The 18,188-nt window shown below is 60.4% G+C and carries 13 protein-coding genes and 2 pseudogenes; 13 read left to right on the top strand and 2 right to left on the bottom strand.

The annotated features are described in order from the left end of the window. Nucleotides 1-139: 139 nt before the first annotated feature. On the top strand, nucleotides 140-1,423 hold the full coding sequence (gene gabT / locus FH08_RS0101010; RefSeq protein WP_031356520.1) for a 4-aminobutyrate--2-oxoglutarate transaminase: 1,284 nt from the start codon (nucleotides 140-142) through the stop codon (nucleotides 1,421-1,423). After that, a complete protein-coding gene (gabD, locus tag FH08_RS0101005; RefSeq protein WP_031356519.1) occupies nucleotides 1,420-2,889 on the top strand; it encodes an NADP-dependent succinate-semialdehyde dehydrogenase in 1,470 nt (489 codons plus the stop codon). The genes gabT and gabD overlap by 4 nt, the downstream gene beginning before the upstream one ends. A gap of 89 nt (nucleotides 2,890-2,978) precedes the next feature. Here the strand turns inward: gabD and FH08_RS0101000 are convergent, their stop codons facing one another. Continuing rightward, a complete protein-coding gene (locus FH08_RS0101000) occupies nucleotides 2,979-3,518 on the bottom strand; it encodes a hypothetical protein (protein ID WP_031356518.1) in 540 nt (179 codons plus the stop codon). Between the two features lie 42 nt (nucleotides 3,519-3,560). Then, nucleotides 3,561-5,621, bottom strand: coding sequence for an alkyl/aryl-sulfatase (locus FH08_RS0100995; protein ID WP_081889318.1), 2,061 nt, complete (start codon nucleotides 5,619-5,621; stop codon nucleotides 3,561-3,563). A 593-nt stretch (nucleotides 5,622-6,214) separates the two neighbouring features. On the opposite strand from FH08_RS0100995, the gene FH08_RS0100990 reads away from it, so the two are divergent. The 11 genes and pseudogenes from FH08_RS0100990 to FH08_RS50170 all read left to right on the top strand — a co-directional run. Then, nucleotides 6,215-7,204, top strand: a complete 990-nt coding sequence (locus tag FH08_RS0100990; RefSeq protein ID WP_031356516.1) for a LysR family transcriptional regulator — start codon at nucleotides 6,215-6,217, stop codon at nucleotides 7,202-7,204. Continuing rightward, nucleotides 7,201-8,676, top strand: coding sequence for a flavin-containing monooxygenase (locus FH08_RS0100985; RefSeq protein WP_035565017.1), 1,476 nt, complete (start codon nucleotides 7,201-7,203; stop codon nucleotides 8,674-8,676). Before FH08_RS0100990 ends, FH08_RS0100985 begins: the two co-directional genes overlap by 4 nt. Then, a complete protein-coding gene (locus tag FH08_RS0100980) occupies nucleotides 8,673-9,647 on the top strand; it encodes an ABC transporter permease (RefSeq protein ID WP_031356514.1) in 975 nt (324 codons plus the stop codon). Before FH08_RS0100985 ends, FH08_RS0100980 begins: the two co-directional genes overlap by 4 nt. Continuing rightward, nucleotides 9,644-10,579 (top strand): ABC transporter permease, encoded by a 936-nt coding sequence (locus FH08_RS0100975; protein WP_031356513.1) that lies wholly within the window; start codon nucleotides 9,644-9,646, stop codon nucleotides 10,577-10,579. The genes FH08_RS0100980 and FH08_RS0100975 overlap by 4 nt, the downstream gene beginning before the upstream one ends. Further along, a complete protein-coding gene (locus FH08_RS0100970) occupies nucleotides 10,576-11,622 on the top strand; it encodes an ABC transporter ATP-binding protein (RefSeq protein WP_031356512.1) in 1,047 nt (348 codons plus the stop codon). The genes FH08_RS0100975 and FH08_RS0100970 overlap by 4 nt, the downstream gene beginning before the upstream one ends. After that, nucleotides 11,619-12,632: an ABC transporter ATP-binding protein gene (locus FH08_RS0100965; protein ID WP_031356511.1), complete on the top strand. Its 1,014-nt coding sequence runs from the start codon at nucleotides 11,619-11,621 to the stop codon at nucleotides 12,630-12,632. The genes FH08_RS0100970 and FH08_RS0100965 overlap by 4 nt, the downstream gene beginning before the upstream one ends. A 40-nt stretch (nucleotides 12,633-12,672) precedes the next feature. Then, nucleotides 12,673-14,250 carry an ABC transporter substrate-binding protein gene (locus FH08_RS0100960; protein ID WP_031356510.1) on the top strand — a complete coding sequence of 526 codons (1,578 nt, stop codon included), beginning with the start codon at nucleotides 12,673-12,675 and terminating at the stop codon, nucleotides 14,248-14,250. Nucleotides 14,251-14,257: 7 nt separating this feature from the next. After that, nucleotides 14,258-15,592 (top strand): acyl-CoA thioester hydrolase/BAAT C-terminal domain-containing protein, encoded by a 1,335-nt coding sequence (locus FH08_RS0100955; RefSeq protein WP_031356509.1) that lies wholly within the window; start codon nucleotides 14,258-14,260, stop codon nucleotides 15,590-15,592. Further along, nucleotides 15,589-16,688, top strand: a pseudogene (locus FH08_RS54280) (CMD domain-containing protein). The gene FH08_RS0100955 and the pseudogene FH08_RS54280 overlap by 4 nt, the downstream one beginning before the upstream one ends. Before the next feature lie 135 nt (nucleotides 16,689-16,823). After that, nucleotides 16,824-17,813 (top strand): AraC family transcriptional regulator, encoded by a 990-nt coding sequence (locus FH08_RS0100940; RefSeq protein WP_031356506.1) that lies wholly within the window; start codon nucleotides 16,824-16,826, stop codon nucleotides 17,811-17,813. A gap of 188 nt (nucleotides 17,814-18,001) precedes the next feature. After that, a pseudogene (locus FH08_RS50170) lies at nucleotides 18,002-18,188 on the top strand (transposase); the annotation flags it as partial.

Here is an 18,188-nt window from a genome sequence, read left to right as displayed (position 1 = left end):
GGACATGTAGAAAGTGGCTCCTATAAAAACACGGAAATGGCTCTGATTGAAAGAGCCAAATCTTACTATAGTCGAGGTACCGCCTAAGAACCGTCAAATAACGATCAACCCTCCAAGGAGCCATGCCGTGAGCCAGACCCTGAAGAACGCCGACCTTAAAGCCCGCAAGGATGCAGCTACCCCGCGCGGTGTCGGCGTGATGTGTGATTTCTACGCTGAACGTGCTGAAAACGCCGAGCTGTGGGATGTAGAGGGTCGCCGTTTCATCGACTTCGCGGCGGGCATCGCGGTGTGCAACACGGGACATCGGCACCCGAAGATTGTTGCGGCAATGCGCGCGCAACTCGAGCGCTTCACGCATACGGCGTATCAGATCGTCCCTTACGAATCGTATGTTTCGCTCGCCGAGAAGATCATCGCGCGCGCACCCGGCGACTATGCAAAGAAGGCCGCGTTCTTTACGACCGGCGCGGAGGCTGTTGAAAACGCCATCAAGATCGCGCGCGCCGCGACGGGCCGGCCGGGCGTGATTGCATTCGGCGGCGGGTTCCATGGCCGCACGTTCATGGGCATGGCGCTCACGGGCAAGGTAGCACCCTATAAGATCGGCTTCGGACCGTTCCCGTCAGACGTATTCCATGCACCGTTCCCGAACCCGGTGCGCGGCATCACGACCGAGGATTCGCTGCGCGCGATCGAGCAACTTTTCGCGGCGGATATCGAGGCCAAGCGTGTTGCCGCGATCATCTTCGAACCGGTGCAGGGCGAAGGCGGTTTCTATCAGGCGCCCGTGGAATTCGCGCGCGCGTTGCGCAAGCTCTGCGATACCCACGGCATTTTGCTGATCGCCGATGAAGTGCAAACCGGCTTCGCGCGCACCGGCAAGCTGTTCGCGATGCAGCACTACGATGTGGCGCCGGACCTGATGACCATCGCCAAAAGCTTGGCGGGCGGCATGCCGCTGTCGGGCGTGGTCGGGCGCGCCGACGTGATGGACGCGGTCGCACCCGGCGGTCTTGGCGGCACGTATGCCGGCAATCCGATGGCGGTGGCGTCGGCGCATGCGGTGCTCGAGATCATCGATGAAGAGAAGCTCTGTGAGCGTGCCGTGCGGCTGGGCGACAAGTTGAAGTCGCGGCTGACGACGCTTAAGACCGACGTACCCCAGATCGCCGATGTGCGCGGCCCCGGCGCCATGGTCGCCGTCGAGTTCTGCAAGCCGGGTACCAGCGAAGCGGATGCCGCTTTCGCCAAGCGCGTGCAAACCCTGGCGCTTGAACGCGGCCTGCTTTTGCTGATCTGCGGCGTGCATAGCAACGTGATCCGTTTCCTGTTTCCGCTGACCATTCAGGACGCCGTGTTCGATGAAGCGCTCGCTATTCTCGAACGTGTCCTGACCGAAGAAGTGGGTGTCGCAGCATGAGCACGCAACATTCATCAATGCAGTTGAAGGACCCGACGCTGCTGCGTCACGAAGCGTTCATCAACGGCGAGTGGCAAGGCGCCGATGATGCCTCCGTCTTCGAAGTCATCGACCCGGCGAACGGACAGTCGCTCGGTCATGTGCCTAAGATGGGCGCGGCGGAAACGCGTCGTGCGATTGATGCGGCGAACACCGCGTGGCCGCTTTGGCGCAAGAAGACCGCGAAGGAACGCGCGGCCATCCTCCGTCGCTGGTATGACTTGATGCTGGAAAACGCCGACGATCTCGCCATGATCCTCACGCGCGAGCAAGGCAAACCGCTCGCCGAAGCGCGGGGTGAGATTGTCTACGCAGCATCGTTTATCGAATGGTTCGCGGAGGAAGGTAAGCGTGTTGCCGGTGACACGCTGGCGTCGCCGGCCGCCGATAAACGCATCGTGGTGACCAAGGAACCGATCGGCGTCTGCGCAGCTATTACACCGTGGAACTTCCCGAGCGCGATGATCACGCGCAAGGTCGGTCCGGCGCTTGCAGCGGGTTGTTCGATCGTCGTCAAGCCCGCTGAGTCCACGCCGTTGTCCGCCTTCGCCATGGCCGTGCTGGCCGAGCGCGCGGGACTGCCCAAGGGCGTCCTCAACATCGTGACTGGCGACCCGAAGGCGATCGGCGCCGAGCTGACCAGCAATCCCATTGTCAGGAAGTTGTCGTTCACGGGATCGACGCAAGTCGGCCGTCTGCTGATGGCGCAAAGCGCGCCGACGGTCAAGAAAGTGTCGCTGGAACTGGGCGGCAATGCACCGTTCATCGTTTTCGACGATGCCGATATTGATGCCGCAGTCGAAGGCGCGATTGCGTCGAAGTATCGAAACAGCGGGCAGACTTGCGTGTGTACGAACCGGTTTTATGTTCATGACCGGGTGTATGACGAATTTGCCGCCAAGCTGGGTGCGGCCGTTGCGAAGCTCACGGTGGGCAATGGGTTGGAAAGCGGTGTGTTGCTCGGACCGCTGATTAACGACGCCGCCGTGCAGAAGGTTGAATCGCATATTCATGACGCATTGGAAAAAGGCGCCCGGGTTGTGACAGGCGGCAAGCGGCATGCGCTCGGATTCGGCTTCTTTGAACCAACGGTGTTGTCAGGCGTTACTTCAGAGATGAAAATCGCCAGGGAAGAAACGTTTGGGCCACTCGCTCCGTTGTTCCGGTTCTCCTCCGATGAAGAAGTGATTTGGATGGCTAACGATACTGAGTTTGGACTGGCTGCGTATTTTTATAGCCGTGATATCGGTAGAGTTTGGCGTGTCGCCGAAGCGCTGGAATATGGCATGGTCGGTATTAATACCGGGCTGATCTCTAACGAAGTTGCGCCGTTTGGCGGCGTTAAGCAGTCGGGGCTCGGGCGGGAAGGCTCGCGGTATGGGATCGATGACTATCTGGTGATCAAGTATTTGTGCATGGCAGTTTGAGGGCGTTCGCACTCATGTTCCGTGGGTGCGAACGCCTACCATCACGCGGTACATGCGGCACGTGCGTGCTGCTGCATGTACCGCCCGGTTCAAACCTCGACCACAACCCGCTCCAAGCTCTCCACCGAAAACGCCTTATTTAGCGCCGTATGCAACAGCGCCGCATGCGCCCCACCCGCATCCAACACAATCAAGTTCTCCGCAAAGGCCTGCTCCAGCGAAAGCCTGCCCTCGATCACCGCCTCCATCGCCACTTCCGTTGCAATAAAGACCACATCCCGGTCCTCCTGTTTTTCCGCCGTCACATCGGGGGGCTCTGGACTGCAATCAGGATCGAACCCGTTCTCCGTCGCGTGGAAAAATCCCCAGGTCCCTATTTCGATCAGCAGCACATAGAAATCCGGCAGCGCCATCAACTGGCTAACCGGCATGGACGACTCCAACCGGCGTTGCAACGCCTTCAGCGTATCAATCGCCGCCACGCGCAACTTCACATTGGCTAACGGACCATCGAAAACCTTTTCCGGCAGCAAACCCGCATCAATCGCTTCCCGCGTAGCAACAGCCACCGTGAGCGATCCGGGATGATCCACATTAAATTCAATCTTGAGGTCACAGATAGAGCACATTGTCTTGATTCCTTTGCAAGCGTCGGAGCAACGTCATGAACCTCAAGGCGTCACGATGTTGAACCAGAAGTCGAAGTTATCCAGCCAGGAGACGAACTCGCCGAGCTTCTGCGTGTTGCCCGTAATCTTCGCCTTGCCCGCAATAATCTGCTTCTGCATGGTCGTGACGCCCATCATCACGTCGTTGAGATCGGTCCGGGACATGCTTACTGAAGCATCGGCCGTGTCCGAGGTCTTGCCCTTCGAGTAATGCAGCGCCGAATTCTCAACACCGACCAGATAGTTTTCTTTCGTGTCGGTCATGATGAAATTGAACGAGATCGACTTGCCTGCCGCCCGATCTGCATTCAAGCGAACACCCTGGTAATCAAGGAACATTTCCAACGGCATCGCCTTGATCGTGTCAGGGCTTTGTGAACTGCCGAACGGAACCTTGTGCACGCCATTACGAAGTTCCATGGCGCCCGTCAGATAGAAATTGCGCCAGCTCGAAGCTTCTGACTGGTAGCCAAGCTGTTCATAAGCGTCGGCCAGCATGTGCTTGGCGGAAACGTTCTTCGGGTCGGCAAACACCACGTGGTTCACGACTTCGGCAACCCAGCGGTACTCGCCCTTGTCGTAGTATTTCTGCGCCTTCTGCAAGACGGCGTCTGCGCCGCCCATAAACTCCACGTAACGCTTGCCATTTTCGACAGGCGGCAATCTATGGAGATTCGCGGGCACGCCGTCAAAAAAGCCCAGGCGCAAGTTGTATTGCGCGACCACATCATGGAACACAGTGCCGTAATAACTACGGCAGTACCATTGTTTTGCCAACGTATCCGGCAACCGCAGCATCTCCCCTATCTCTAGCGGCGTGTAGCCGGTATTGGCCAGGCGCATGGTCTGGTCATGCAAATAGCGGTACATGTCGCGCTGCGCCTTCAGGAACGCAATGATCCGGTCATTGCCCCACGTCGGCCAATAATGCGAAGCGAACAGGACCTGCATGTCGCTACCGAACATATCAATGGCCGCCTGAAGGTACTTCGACCACAACAATGCATCGCGTACCTTTGCACCGCGCAACGTGTAAAGGTTATGCAGCGTGTGAGTTGCATCCTCGGCGGCGCAAAACGCCTTGTATTTTGGAATGTAGAACATGAACTCGGACGGCGCTTCGGATTCCGGCGCCATGATGACCGTCATTTCAACGCCATCCATGGTCAGCTTTTGCCCCGTCTCGGTCGCGAAGTCGGTCGGCACGAGCAACGTTATCGCGCCGATGGACGTGGTCTTGCCCAGCCCGGCGTCGACTACGCCATCCACCCCTCTAGGCAGCAAATTGCCGTACATATAAGCAGCCCGCCGGCTCATCGCGTTCCCGGCAATGACGTTTTCGCCCACCGCGGCCTCGGTGAATCCAGCCGGCGCGTAAATCTTTACCTTGCCCGCTTTTAAATCGGCTTCATCGACAATACCCCGAATGCCACCATAATGGTCCGCATGGCTGTGCGTATAAATAACGTGCGTAATCGGACGGTCGCCAAGATGCGGTATGACCAATTGCTTCCACACAACGACAGATACATCCGCGGTCATCAAAGGATCAATAACAATCCAGCCCGACTCCCCACGGATAATGCTCATTACCGAAAGGTCATAACCCCGGACCTGCCAAATTCCATCAACAACTTCGAACAGACCGTGATTCATGTTCAGCTTGGCATTTCGCCACAAACTGGGATTAACGGAATCCGGCGCATTATTCTCCGGGCCACCGCTGATAAACGAAAACTGCCCCAAGTCCCAGGCCGCACCACCCTTCGAACTCGGAATGATTCCGGGGCTCGGCAACGTGGCGACCAGCCCACGGCCCGCATCCTGAAAATCCTGTGTGTCATTGAAGGCTAATTCGTGCGCGTAGACCGCGTTCGCTTCCAAGGTCGCCTTGGTCGGCGGCTTGGACCCAATGCCCGTGGGCATGGCGGGCGGCGTGCCTTGCGCCAACGCGTCACCGGCTACCGCGCCAAGACCCGACGCCACGCCGACAGTGACAGCACCAACGCCCCTCAAGAACTCTCTGCGTTTGGTCAGGGAAGCCGGGATTTTTTCATCAGACATAGGTCAATACCTCTAGGTATCCAGTTGTTCTAAAACGCATATAGCCGGTCAGGAACGTATATCAACACGTCCGGCAACCGTTGCTTTCAATCTCATTTACTACATTCTTGGCAATTAACTCATCGCCCGAAACATTTATTGTCAGCTTGGGTTATCAATTGCCACAAAATTGTCTCAATCGATTTCCATCGGGTCAGCAATGCGAATAACTTTACAAACACATGACTGACAAGATGCCTCTAACGGCATTAACTCACCTTGACCAATATCGGTTTTCACGGTGCTTGGGTGGAATTACTGAAAAATTTTTCTGCTTGATATTTATTGTGATTTCACCTATATCGCGAGGCGATTGCTGAGTACACACAAAATATTCGATTGGCCCGTAATCTATAAATTAATTACGCAAATGTTTTACTTTTTGCAATGTTCCTGGCAAGTACCTCGCCGGTCCCTGGAAAGTTCATCGTGCCTCTTGCTTCCCACACCCCGCACTATGTAAAGCATTTTTGATCATTTGCATTCCACATGCTAGGCGCGCAAGAATGCGTTTTATGCATTCATCGATCTAATCGGTCGGCCGTCGCGTACCCATGGAAATTCGTCAACTGGAAGCGTTCGCCGCTGTCATGTCCGCCGGAAGCGTCACCGCCGCCGGGCGTTTGCTCGGGCGCTCGCAACCCGCCGTATCGCGCTTGATCCAGGAACTGGAAGCCGAGATCGGCTATCCGCTGTTCCAGCGTTTCGGGCCACGCGTCGCGCCCACACGCGAGGCATCCGAGCTTTACCAGGACGTCGAACGCTCACTGGCAAGCCTGCGTCAGGTTAAATCGCGCGCCGAGCAGATCGCGCGGCAAGCGCCGCCGCCGCTCACCATTGCTGCAACCTCGGCGCTTGCCGCAGGGCTCGTGCCTCGCGCGCTGGCTTTGCTTAACGAGGACCATCCGCTCGAATCCGTGCACTTGCGCAGCGCCGCACCCGAACAGGTCGTCGATGCCGTGCTGAACGGCATCGTCGATATGGGCGTCTCAAGCCTGCCGCTCGAACATCGCGGCGTGCTCGTTCACTGGATTGGCGAGGCTGCGTGTGTTGCCGCCGTGCACGTCGACGATCCGCTCGCGCGAGCACCGCGCATCGCATTGAGCGACTTCGCGAACCGTCGTCTCGTCACGATGCAGAACCCCTACCGCCTGCGGCCACGACTCGATGCGGCATTCGTGCAAGCGGGCGTGCGCACAGCTGGGGTGATCGAAACCAACTCGTCATTGAACGCACTCGGCGCGGTGCGCGCAGGACTCGGGCTCGCCGTGCTGGAGCCGGTGACCGCGCTTGGATTGCCCGTCGATGGTGTGGTGATCCGTCCATTGGATATCCGCATCGCGTTCCTGTTCGGCGTCATTACACCCGAATTTCGTCCGCCCAGCGCAGCGACCCAGGCCGCGGCAAAAGCACTGGCGCAAGCAGCCGCCGAGATCCTGCCCGACTTCGTGCTCCACGACGCAAGCCAGCACAGCGCGATTCTCCAAGCGCTCTACGGCGAGCCCGACGACATCCTCAATCCGACCGAAGAGCCCGCCACGTGAGCCTCGACAAAAAAGTATCATCGATCCCCCCCACCGGCCTCGCGGCGCTCGAAGCACGCCTCGCGGAAGACCTGTCCTTGCTCGAATTGCCCGCACGCGAATGGGTGCCCGGCAAGACCCACAACGGCAGCGAAGTACTGGACGTGGCGGTGATCGGAGGTGGCATGGCGGGGCTGGCAGCGTCCGCCGCGCTCAAGCTGCTGGGTGTGCGGGCAATAATCTTTGACCGCTCGCAGCAGGGGCTGGAAGGCCCCTGGGCCACGACCGCCCGTATGGAAACGCTACGCTCACCGAAGCAACTGACGGGTCCCGCTTTAGGGTTGCCCGCGCTGACGTTTCGCGCTTGGTTCGAGGCCCAGTTCGGCACCGAAGCATGGCAAGCGCTCGACAAGATCGACCGCCTCCAATGGATGCAATATCTGGTCTGGTATCGCCGCGTGCTCGCGCTCGATGTCCGCAACGGCCACACCATTGAAGCCGTGACGCCGCGCGCCGATGGTCTCGTCGTATTGAGCGTGCGCACACGCGATCGTCGCTTTGAGGTCTATGCACGACGCGTTGTGCTCGCTACCGGGCGCGACGGATTGGGCGGGCCTGCGTTGCCGGGGTTTGTTGAAGGACTGCCACGTAATCGCTGGGCCCATTCGTCTGATACAACCGATTACACGACGCTGACCGGCAAGCGCGTGGCTGTGGTCGGCGGCGGTTCGTCTGCCATGGACAGCGCGGCCACGGCCCTCGAAGCCGGCGCCGCCAGCGTCGATCTGCTGATCAGGCGTTCAGATCTTCCGCGCGTCAACAAGGGCAAGGGAGCCGGTAATCCGGGACTAACTCACGGCCACCAAACATTGCCTGATGAGTGGAAATGGAAGATACGCCACTACATCAATACCGTGCAGGTACCCCCGCCGCGTGGCAGTACGCTGCGGGTATCGCGTCATCCGAATGCACGTTTTAACCTTGGATGCCCAGTGTTATCGGTTGAAAACACGGAGAACGGTCTCTCGATCCAAACACCCAAAGGCACCTTCGCGGCGGACTTCCTCGTGGTCTCCACGGGCTTCAAGGTCGACTGGTCCGCGCGCCCGGAGTTCGCCGCCTTTGCGCCGTTTATCCGCACGTGGGCCGACCGCTACACGCCGCCAACCGGCGATGAAGACGCCGAACTGTCCGACTCGCCCGATGTCGGACCCGCGTTCGAATTCCTCGAAAAGTCCCCCGGCGATTGCCCTGGCTTGTCGCGCATCCACTGCTTCTGCTATCCGGCGTCGCTCTCGCAAGGCGCCGTCTCCGGCGACATTCCCGCGATCAGTACAGGCGCAAAACGGCTGGCGCAAGGTTTAGCAAGCCTGCTGTATAGCGAGGACGTTGAGCAGCATTACGCAGCGCTGGAAGCGTACGCCGAACCCGAACTCTACGGCGATGAATGGCAACCGGCCGAAGCACCGCCACAGTACGCGGAGGACCAATGAGCGGCTGGCTCATTCGCCGAATCATGCAGGCGGCGTTCGTCGTGCTGCTGATGACGCTGATCGTGTTCATCGGCCTGCATGCGATCGGCAATCCGATTGATATTCTCATCGGGCAGGATGTGGATCAGGTCGACCGGGCGCGCATCATCGCTCAACTCGGCCTCGACCAGCCGCTTTGGAAACAGTACCTGGCGTTCCTCGCCGGCGCCATGCATGGCGATCTTGGCAACAGTTTCGTTTATAACGAGCCCGCAATCCGCCTGATCCTGCAACGCCTTCCCGCGACCCTCGAACTCGCTGTTTCGGCGCTGCTGCTGGCGCTGGTGATTGGTATTCCGCTTGGGCTTTTCGCTGGGCTGCATCCGCGCAATCCGCTCTCCAAGATGCTGATGACGGGCAGTATTGTCGGCTTCTCGCTGCCGACATTCTGGGTCGGCCTGATGCTCATCATGTTGTTCAGCGTGAAGCTCGGCTGGCTGCCCGCTAGCGGCCGCGGCGCGACTGCGAGCCTGTTCGGCGTGCAGTGGTCGTGGCTCACGCTCGACGGCCTGCGCCACCTGATCCTGCCCGCGCTGAACCTGTCGCTATTCAAGGTGTCGCTTGTCTTGCGCCTGACGAGTGCCGGCGTGCGTGAAGTGATGCCGATGGAACACGTACGTTTCGCTCGTGCCAAGGGTTTGTCGCCCACGCGCGTGGTGCTCGTTCATATCCTGCGCAATACGCTGATTCCGCTTGTCACGGTGATCGGCCTGGAGTTCGGTTCGACCATCGCATTCGCGGTCGTGACCGAGACCGTGTTCTCATGGCCGGGCGCCGGCAAGCTGATACTCGACAGCATCAACGCACTCGATCGTCCGGTGATCCTTTCGTACCTGATCGTGGTCGTCTGCATGTTCGTCTCGCTGAACCTGTTCGTCGATATCCTCTACAAGTTCCTTGATCCGCGCGTGCGGCTGGAGGGTGCGCGATGAGCACGACTCCGCTGGCTCCCAAAACAGAACAGCCCGTGCGCGGCGCGCTTAAACGCCGTCAGTCGCCGTGGCGTCAGCTCGTCGCTGACTTTGGCCGCTCGCCCGCGGCGATGGCCGCGTTGATCGTCGCGATCCTGTTAGTGCTCGCAGCCATATTTGCGCCACTGATCACGCCGCAAAATCCCTATGACCTGTTGCAACTCGATGTCCTCGATGCCCGCCTCCCCCCCGGTTCGATGAACGGCGCCGGCACGCATGCGTACTGGCTTGGCACCGACGGCCAGGGCCGCGACCTTTACTCCGCGATGCTCTACGGCCTGCGCTTAAGCCTGTCGGTAGGTCTCGGCTCGGCGGTGATCGCGGGCGTGGTCGGCACCGTGTTCGGCTTGGTCGCGGCGTATGCCGGCGGCAAGGTCGACAGCCTCATCATGCGGCTCGTGGACTTGCTGCTTGCCTTCCCGTCCATCCTCGTCGCCATGATGCTGCTCGCGTTCCTGGGCAAGAGCGTGACGAACGTGGTGCTCACGCTGGTGCTGATCGAATGGGCGTATTACGCACGCACTGCGCGAGCGCAAGCATTGGTTGAAGCGCGGCGCGAATATGTTGAAGCCGCGCGCAGTCTCGCGATTCCCAACTGGCGCATCGTGCTCGTTCACATCCTGCCGAACTGCCTGCCGCCGCTGATCGTGGTCGGCACGCTGCAGGTCGCGCGCGCGATCACGCTGGAAGCAACGCTGTCGTTCCTGGGCCTCGGCGTGCCGATCACCGAGCCATCCCTCGGGCTGCTGATTGCCAACGGTTACCAGACCATGCTCTCAGGCGAATACTGGACCAGCGTCTATCCGGGCCTTGCGCTGCTGGCCATGCTGGTATCGATCAACATGGTCGGCGACCGTCTGCGCGAATTGCTCAATCCGAGGTTCGTGAAATGAGCGACGCTGCCTTCCATGATTTCCATACCGCGGACAACACGCTCGAAGTCCGCCATTTGCGCACGCGCTTCTTCACACGCGAAGGCGAACTACCCGCTGTTGAAGACGTCTCGCTCACGCTCGCGCGTGGTCGCGTGCTGGGTTTGGTCGGCGAATCGGGATCGGGGAAATCCGTGACCGGCTTCTCGATCATGGGACTCATCGATGCCCCCGGCCGCGTGGTCGGCGGCGAGATATTGTTCAAGGGCAAGAACCTTGTCGGCTTGCCCGAAGCGGAGATGCGGCGCCTGCGCGGCAGCCGTATCGCGATGGTGTTCCAGGACCCGATGTCCACGCTCAATCCGGTGCAGCGCGTGGACGCGCAGATGATCGAAGCCGTGCGCGCGCATCGCGACGTCAGCCGCAGCGCCGCGCGCGAACAGGCGAGCGAAGCGCTGGCGGCCATGGGCATTGCCAGTCCCGGCGAACGGCTGCGCGCGTATCCGCACCAGTTATCAGGCGGTATGCGCCAGCGTGTGGCAATTGCGATTGCGATGTTGCACAAGCCAGACCTGATCATCGCCGATGAACCCACGACCGCGCTCGATGTCACCATCCAGGCGCAGATCCTGTCCGAAGTGCAAACGCTCGTACGTACGCAAGGCACCTCGCTGATCTGGATCACGCATGACTTGTCCGTAGTAGCAGGCCTCGCCGACGACATCGCCGTAATGTATGCGGGCCGGATCGTTGAACAGGGCACCGTGGATGCGGTGCTCGACCGTCCGCAGCATCCGTACACGGCGGGTCTGATCGACAGCTTGCCGAGCCTCAACACGCGCGGCAAAAGGCTCACGCAGATTGCAGGCATCACGCCCGATCTGCGCTCGTTGCCGCCGGGCTGTGCGTTCGCCGCGCGTTGCACACGAGCCACGTCGCTCTGCTCGACGCCCCCGGTGCTTGGACCCTCTCCGGCCGCGCAAGCGTCCGAGCACGGCACGCATCTGGTGCGTTGTTTTCATCCCGGCAGGCAAACCGACGTCCGCACGGAGACAACCGCATGAGCGAGATCAATGCACGCGCGCTCATTGAACTGCGCGGGGTCAGCCAGCGCTTCGGTGAACGCGATGAGAACGCCGCGACACGCTGGCTGCGCGAGCGAAACGTGCTCGCGGCGCAAGCGGTCACGCGAGCAGTCGAACATGTCGATCTCGCGATCATGCCGGGCGAAGTGGTCGGGCTGGTCGGTGAATCGGGCTGCGGAAAGTCGACGCTCGGACGTATTGTTTCCGGCCTCATCGCGCCGACAGAAGGCGATGTGCTGGTGGACGGCCAGGACCGCGCGGCCATGTCGCCGGCCGCGCTGCGCGCCGCCCGGCTGGCAATCCAGATGATTTTCCAGGATCCGTATTCGAGCCTCAATCCTAGACGCCGTATTCGCGATATCGTCGGCGAAGCACCGCTCGTTCATGGCATGGTCGAGCGCAGCGATCTCGACGCCTACGTGGCGGCGCAGTTAAAGCGCGCGGGCCTCGATCCGTCGCTAGCCGACCGCTACCCGCATGAGTTCAGCGGCGGTCAGCGGCAGCGCATCGGTATTGCGCGAGCGCTCGCCGTCAACCCGTCCATGCTCGTCTGCGATGAAGCAGTCGCCGCCCTCGATGTATCGATACAAGCGCAGATCCTGAATCTCTTCATGGACCTGCGCGAGCAGCTAAATCTCACGTACTTGTTCATCAGCCACGACCTAGGCGTTGTCGAACAGTTGTCTGATCGCGTAGTGATCATGTATCTCGGGCGGGTGGTGGAGAGCGCGCCCGTTGAAGAAATATTCCGGCATCCGAACCATCCTTACACGCAGACCTTGCTGGCGGAAATTCCCCGTATAGATGCACGCAAGAAGCACTTCACCGCCATTCGCGGCGAGATGCCGAGCCCGCTTGCACCGCCGTCGGGTTGCCACTTTCATCCGCGCTGCCCGCACGCCATGCCGCGTTGCAAGACCGAGGTGCCGCGCTTACGCGGCATTGCCATCGAGCATGTCAGCGCGTGTCACCTGAACGACGCTCACTAAATTTCAATCCAGAACACACTTAATAAAAAGGAATTGCATCGTGAAACGCCTGATCCTTTCCACGCTGACCGCCGCGCTCGCCAGCGCGGCGTTGTTCAGCTCCGGCGCGTCGGCGCAAACGCTGAACATTGCGTTCGCCGATCCGCTCTCGTCACTCGATCCGCAACTGAACAACTACGCGGGTGACCGCTCCGTCGACCTGCACTTCTGGGATCTTCTGGTCGAGAATCACAACAATGTCCTCTCGCCGGGCCTCGCGACAAGCTGGAAGTCGACCGGCAACGACACGTGGGAATTCAAGCTACGCCACGACGTCAAGTGGCAGGACGGCACGCCGTTCACCGCGGACGACGTAATCTATTCGTATCAGCGCGCTCGTAATGTGCCGGGGACCATTGCCACCTTCGCGGGGTATCTGCGGACCATCGCATCCGTCACTGCGCCTGATCCGTACACACTGATCATCAAGACCAGTTCGCCGACACCGGACCTGCCACTCAACCTGACGTCCGTTCACATTGTGAGCAAGCATGTGGGAGAGAAATCGACGACTGAGGACTACAACTCCGGCCGCGCGATGGTCGGCTCCGGGCCGTACAAGTTCGTTTCGTACACGCCGGGCGACCGGGTGGTGATGACGCGTAACGACGCTTACTGGGGCGCCAAACCGATCTGGGACAAGGTGAACTACCGCTACGTGAGCAACGCGGCGGCACGCACGGCGGCGCTGTTATCGGGCGACGTGGATATGATCGACAAGGTCTCCGTCTCCGACCTGCCGCGTCTCAAGCAGTCGACGAAGGTATCCGTGTTCGCATATCCGGGCCTCCGTGTGCTGATACTTCAGCCGAGTTTCCGTGAAGGCCCAAGCCCGTACATTACCGATAACGCCGGCAAGCCGTTGGCGAAGAACCCGCTACTCGATGTGCGCGTGCGCCGCGCGTTGTCGCTGGCGATCAATCGTCCCGCCATCACCGACCGCATCCTGCAAGGGGCGGCCACGGTCGCCAACCAGTGGATGCCGGCCAAGACCTTCGGATATAACCCGGACGTGAAGGACATCCCCAACGACCCGGTCCAGGCGAAGAAACTGCTGGCCGAGGCGGGTTTTCCGGACGGCTTCCAGTTGACGCTGAGCGTGCCTAACGATCGTTATCCGCAAGCGCCTGAAACGGCGCAGGCCGTGGCACAATTCTGGACGCGCATTGGCGTGAAGACGAAGGTCGAGGTCATGCCGTGGGCCGTATACGCCAGCCGCGCGAACAAGAACGAGTTTGCGGTGAGCATGATTGCGTGGGGTAACGGCACGGGCGAAGCAAGCTATGCGCTCGTCAACATTCTCGGCACAGTTGATCCGAAGACGGGCATTGGCGCGTCGAACTGGGGCCGCTATAGCAGCCCGGCGGTCGATCATGCACTTGACGCCGCCACGGCCGAGTTCGACACCGCGAAGCGCGAAGCCATCCTGCGACAGTCGGTGAAGGTGGTGAGCGACGACGTGGGCATCATTCCGCTGTTTCACTACGAGAACATCTGGGCCGCGAAGAAAGGCTTGAAGGTGAGCCCGGCAGTCAGTGACCGGACGACCGCGATGATGGTTACGCGCAGCGGCAATTGAGGTCATCATGATCGACATCACGGCTACACCGGGCGATGATCTGATCGACGTCGCGCGACGCATCGCGGTGACGGGTGCGCGCGCGGGCGCATTGTTGACCCTTCGCACACAGACGGTTCGTGGCGCCGGCACGGTCTGGACAAGTCGCGCAGTTTTTCGTGCCGATGACCAAGGCGTCATCGACCTTTCCCGCGATGCGCCTGTCGAAGGCGATTACGGCGGTGTATCGGCGATGGGACTCATCTGGTCGCAGGTTCCCGTCGAAGCGGGCAAACGCGAGGTGTTTCCCGCTGATGTCGCTAAATCGTTGTCGACCTGCATCGAAGTCATTGATGAACGTGGGCAGGTGCTGAGCGCTACCCTGCTGATCCAGCGCCTGATGGCGCCCGGCGTGCAGCGCAAGGACATGCGCGTCGACGGCTGTGTCGGCACGTTGTTCCTGCCCGCGTCACCCGGACCGCATCCCGTCGTCCTCGTGCTCAACGGATCGGGTGGCGGCATCAATGAACCGCGCGGTGCGCTCTACGCATCGCGTGGATATACCGCCCTCGCGCTTGGTTACTTCAAGACGCCGGGGCTGTCCGACTACATCTCCAATACGCCGCTCGAATACTTTCGCCGCGCGCTCGACTGGATCGCACGCGAGTTGCAACCGGCGTTCGGCTTCATTGCCGTAAGCGGACAATCGCGCGGTGGCGAACTCGCGTTGCTGCTCGGCGCAACGTATCCGGATCGCATCAAGGCGGTGATCGGTTATGTGCCGGGCGCGGTCGTTCACAGTGCGCAGAATGCGGCCGACCCGGCGACCGGTCGCGAAGGTCCGACCTGGCTGCTCGACGGCAAGCCCCTGCCGCACCTGTGGGAAAACAACCGCACGGCTAGCTGGAAACCCTTCGACGATGGGCCACCGCCGCATCGTCACGAACGCGCAATTCGAACGGCGTTACTCGATAAGGACGCGGTGGAGCGAGCACGGATTCGCGTCGAGAATACCGATGGGCCGGTGCTGCTGCTCTCCGCTACCGACGACGGTTCGTGGCCGTCCTCCGACTACTCACGCATGGTCGTGGAGCGGCTTGAGCGGGAGAAGCATGCGTATCCGGTGCGCCATCTCGACTTCGATAACGCCGGCCACGCGATTGTTTTTCCGTACGTGCCGACCACGCAACTCGTGTATGCGCATCCCGTTTCCGGACGTATCAGCACCGGCGGCGGTGAACCCGCTGCGAACGCACGCGCCGATGAATCATCGTGGCGCGAAGTGCTGGCTTTTCTCGACGCGGCTGTCGGTTCCCGTGCATCAAAAAACGCTGGCAACAACTTCAGGCAGGAGCATTCATGACAGACACCTACGATCTCAGCACCGACATTGTCGACCGGATAGCAGGTCTCACGCCCGGTTCAGCGACCTATGTAACACGACATAAACGCGACAAGGTCGCCGCGGCGACACAACGCAGCTACGAAGCGTTGTTCGATCCGGCACTGCCCGATTTGTCGCTGAGCGACCGCTTGCTTGTGGCCTTGTATGCCTGCACGTTGTCGAATGCCCCTGCGTTAGCGACTCATTATGCGGAGCGGCTTGCTTCGATCGATGCGGACCGTGCCGTGATCGACCAGATCGCGCTGGGTTCGATCGACGCTCAGGAGCCCCGCTTGCGTGCAATGCTTGCGTTCACGCGCACGCTGATCGAAGCCCCCATAGACGGCGATAAGGCCGCGCTGGAACGCCTTCCCGCCGCCGGCATTCCGACGCCCGCCGTGGTCGCGCTCGCGCAGTTGATCGCGTTTCTTTCTTATCAAATTCGCCTGACGGCCGGTTTGCGCGCGCTGCAGGTCTTGAATGCAACGGAGGCAGCATGAGCCGGGTCATTGAAGCGCATGGCTTCACGAATCGCGTGCTGGGGTGGGACGCGTGGCTCGATGTGGTAGAACTCGCCGATGCCTCGCCTGAACAGATAACCGTGCTTGAAGAGAGCCATCCGAAAGCGAAAGAATCCGACTATTACCTGTTCCTTGTGCATCAGCCGGAGATCTTGCGGCAGCGCTCGGCGGCTTTCAACGCGATCATGTATGCACCGGGCGGCTTGCCGCGTGCGGAGCGGGAACTGGCATCGACGGCCGTCTCGCGGATCAATGGCTGTGTGTATTGCGCGTCCGTGCATGCACAGCGTTTCGAGCAGCTGGCGAAACGCGACGACGTGATCGAGCAGGTTTTCAATGATCCGGCTACCGCTGGAACATCGCCGCGGGAGAAGGCGATCGTGCTGGCGTCGATCGACCTGACGCTCACGCCGGGCCAGGTTGAGCCGGCACAGTTGCGGGCGCTGCGCGATGTGGGTTTGAGCGACGACGAGATCCTCGACCTGATTCATTCCATTGCCATCTTCGCGTGGGCCAATCGTCTGATGCTCAATCTAGGCGAACCGGTTGGATAAGCGGGCAGGCGTCGGCCGCGGTCGATCAAAGGAAACACGTCAAAACGGAATAAGGTTCCAACAACAAGTTCTTTGCATTGTTCCGGCAGGACGGGTACGTATAGCGATTGACCGCTGAACTATGCCGACCCCGTCATGCCCCTTCACGCCGAAAAAATTGCCGACTGGCTGCTTGCCGGTCTCGAACTCAAAAGCACGCTGTTCCATGTCGGCCAGTATTGTGGAAGTTGGCAGGCGTCGACGGCCGGCCATCAGCGGGCGAGTTTCCATGTCGTGTTGTATGGCGAATGCTGGCTGCATCTACCCGCCAAAGCGGGACGCAATGCGACGAGCGTGCACCTGACGCAGGGCGACGCCGTGTTCCTGCTGCACGACATGCCGCATTGCCTCTCGCCGCTGCCCGTGGCGCCACCGGTTGGTCAGGAGAGCCAGCGTGTGGGTGCGATGGAGGCGCTTTCGTCCGATGGAAGCTCAGTGCAAGAGAGTTTGGGACTCGCATGTGGATTCTTTGAATTCCGCTCGGGTCTCGACGACCAACTGCTCGGACTCATCCCCGATCACATCGTCGCCCGCCATGACACTGCGGCGCTTGACGGTCCTCGCGCCGTGTTCGACTTGATCCGTGCTGAGGCGCGGCAACATCCTGATGCACCCTCGCCGTTGATTGCGCGCCTGACCGAGTTGTTGTTTTTCTACGCGCTGCGTTCCGTCGCGGCGCGCGACGATATTGCGCCTGGTCTTTGGTCATTGATGCGCCGTGCGGAATTTGCGCCGTTGATTACTGCGATCATCGATACCCCTGCTGAGCGCTGGACGACCGACAGAATGGCGGATTTCGTGCACATGTCGCGTGCCCGTTTCTGCAAGCAGTTTGTAGAGGCCTGTGGCCAGCCCCCTGCGCAGTTCGTGACGCTGGTGCGGATGAAAGTGGCGGCAGCAATGCTTCGTAATGGCACCACGACGCCGGACGCGGCGGAACAGGTCGGATATCAATCCGAGTCCGCGTTCGCGCAGGCGTTCAAGCGCGTGACCGGTGAGCAACCGGGTGCATATCGCAGGACGCGAACACAGGAGCTTGAAGCGCCGGGCTTCGCAATCGATGAAAAGCGGGTAGCGCTGCACTGAGACATTATTTTCGCTCGCGGCGGGACGGGTTCAGGACTTCACCGTGCGTACAAATTTGGTGGATGGTTTTACGCGGATAGCGCGGGGTGAACCTTGGGCAGGTTCAGTCACTGGTGGCGAAGCGTGTGGGTATCCGTGTTCGGAGAAAGAGGGTTTCACACATTAAAAAAGCCACGGGCAGCGGACAAAACCGAGGGGCGATCATCGATGCTGTATCAATCAGCGAACGTCCCGCCGAAGTGGAAGATCGAGCGGTTCCCGGGCACTGGGAAGGTGACTTGATATCGGGCTCGAACAACTCGCATATTGCGACCCTGGTTGAACGCCAATCGCGCTTTGTGATGCTGGTGAAAGTCCAAGGCAAAGACACTACAA

Source organism: Caballeronia sordidicola, assembly GCF_000729995.1.
GTDB classification, from domain to species: Bacteria; Pseudomonadota; Gammaproteobacteria; order Burkholderiales; family Burkholderiaceae; genus Caballeronia; species Caballeronia sordidicola_A.
Note: the sequence above shows the minus strand (reverse complement) of the source record. Positions and strands in the feature narration are given on the sequence as shown.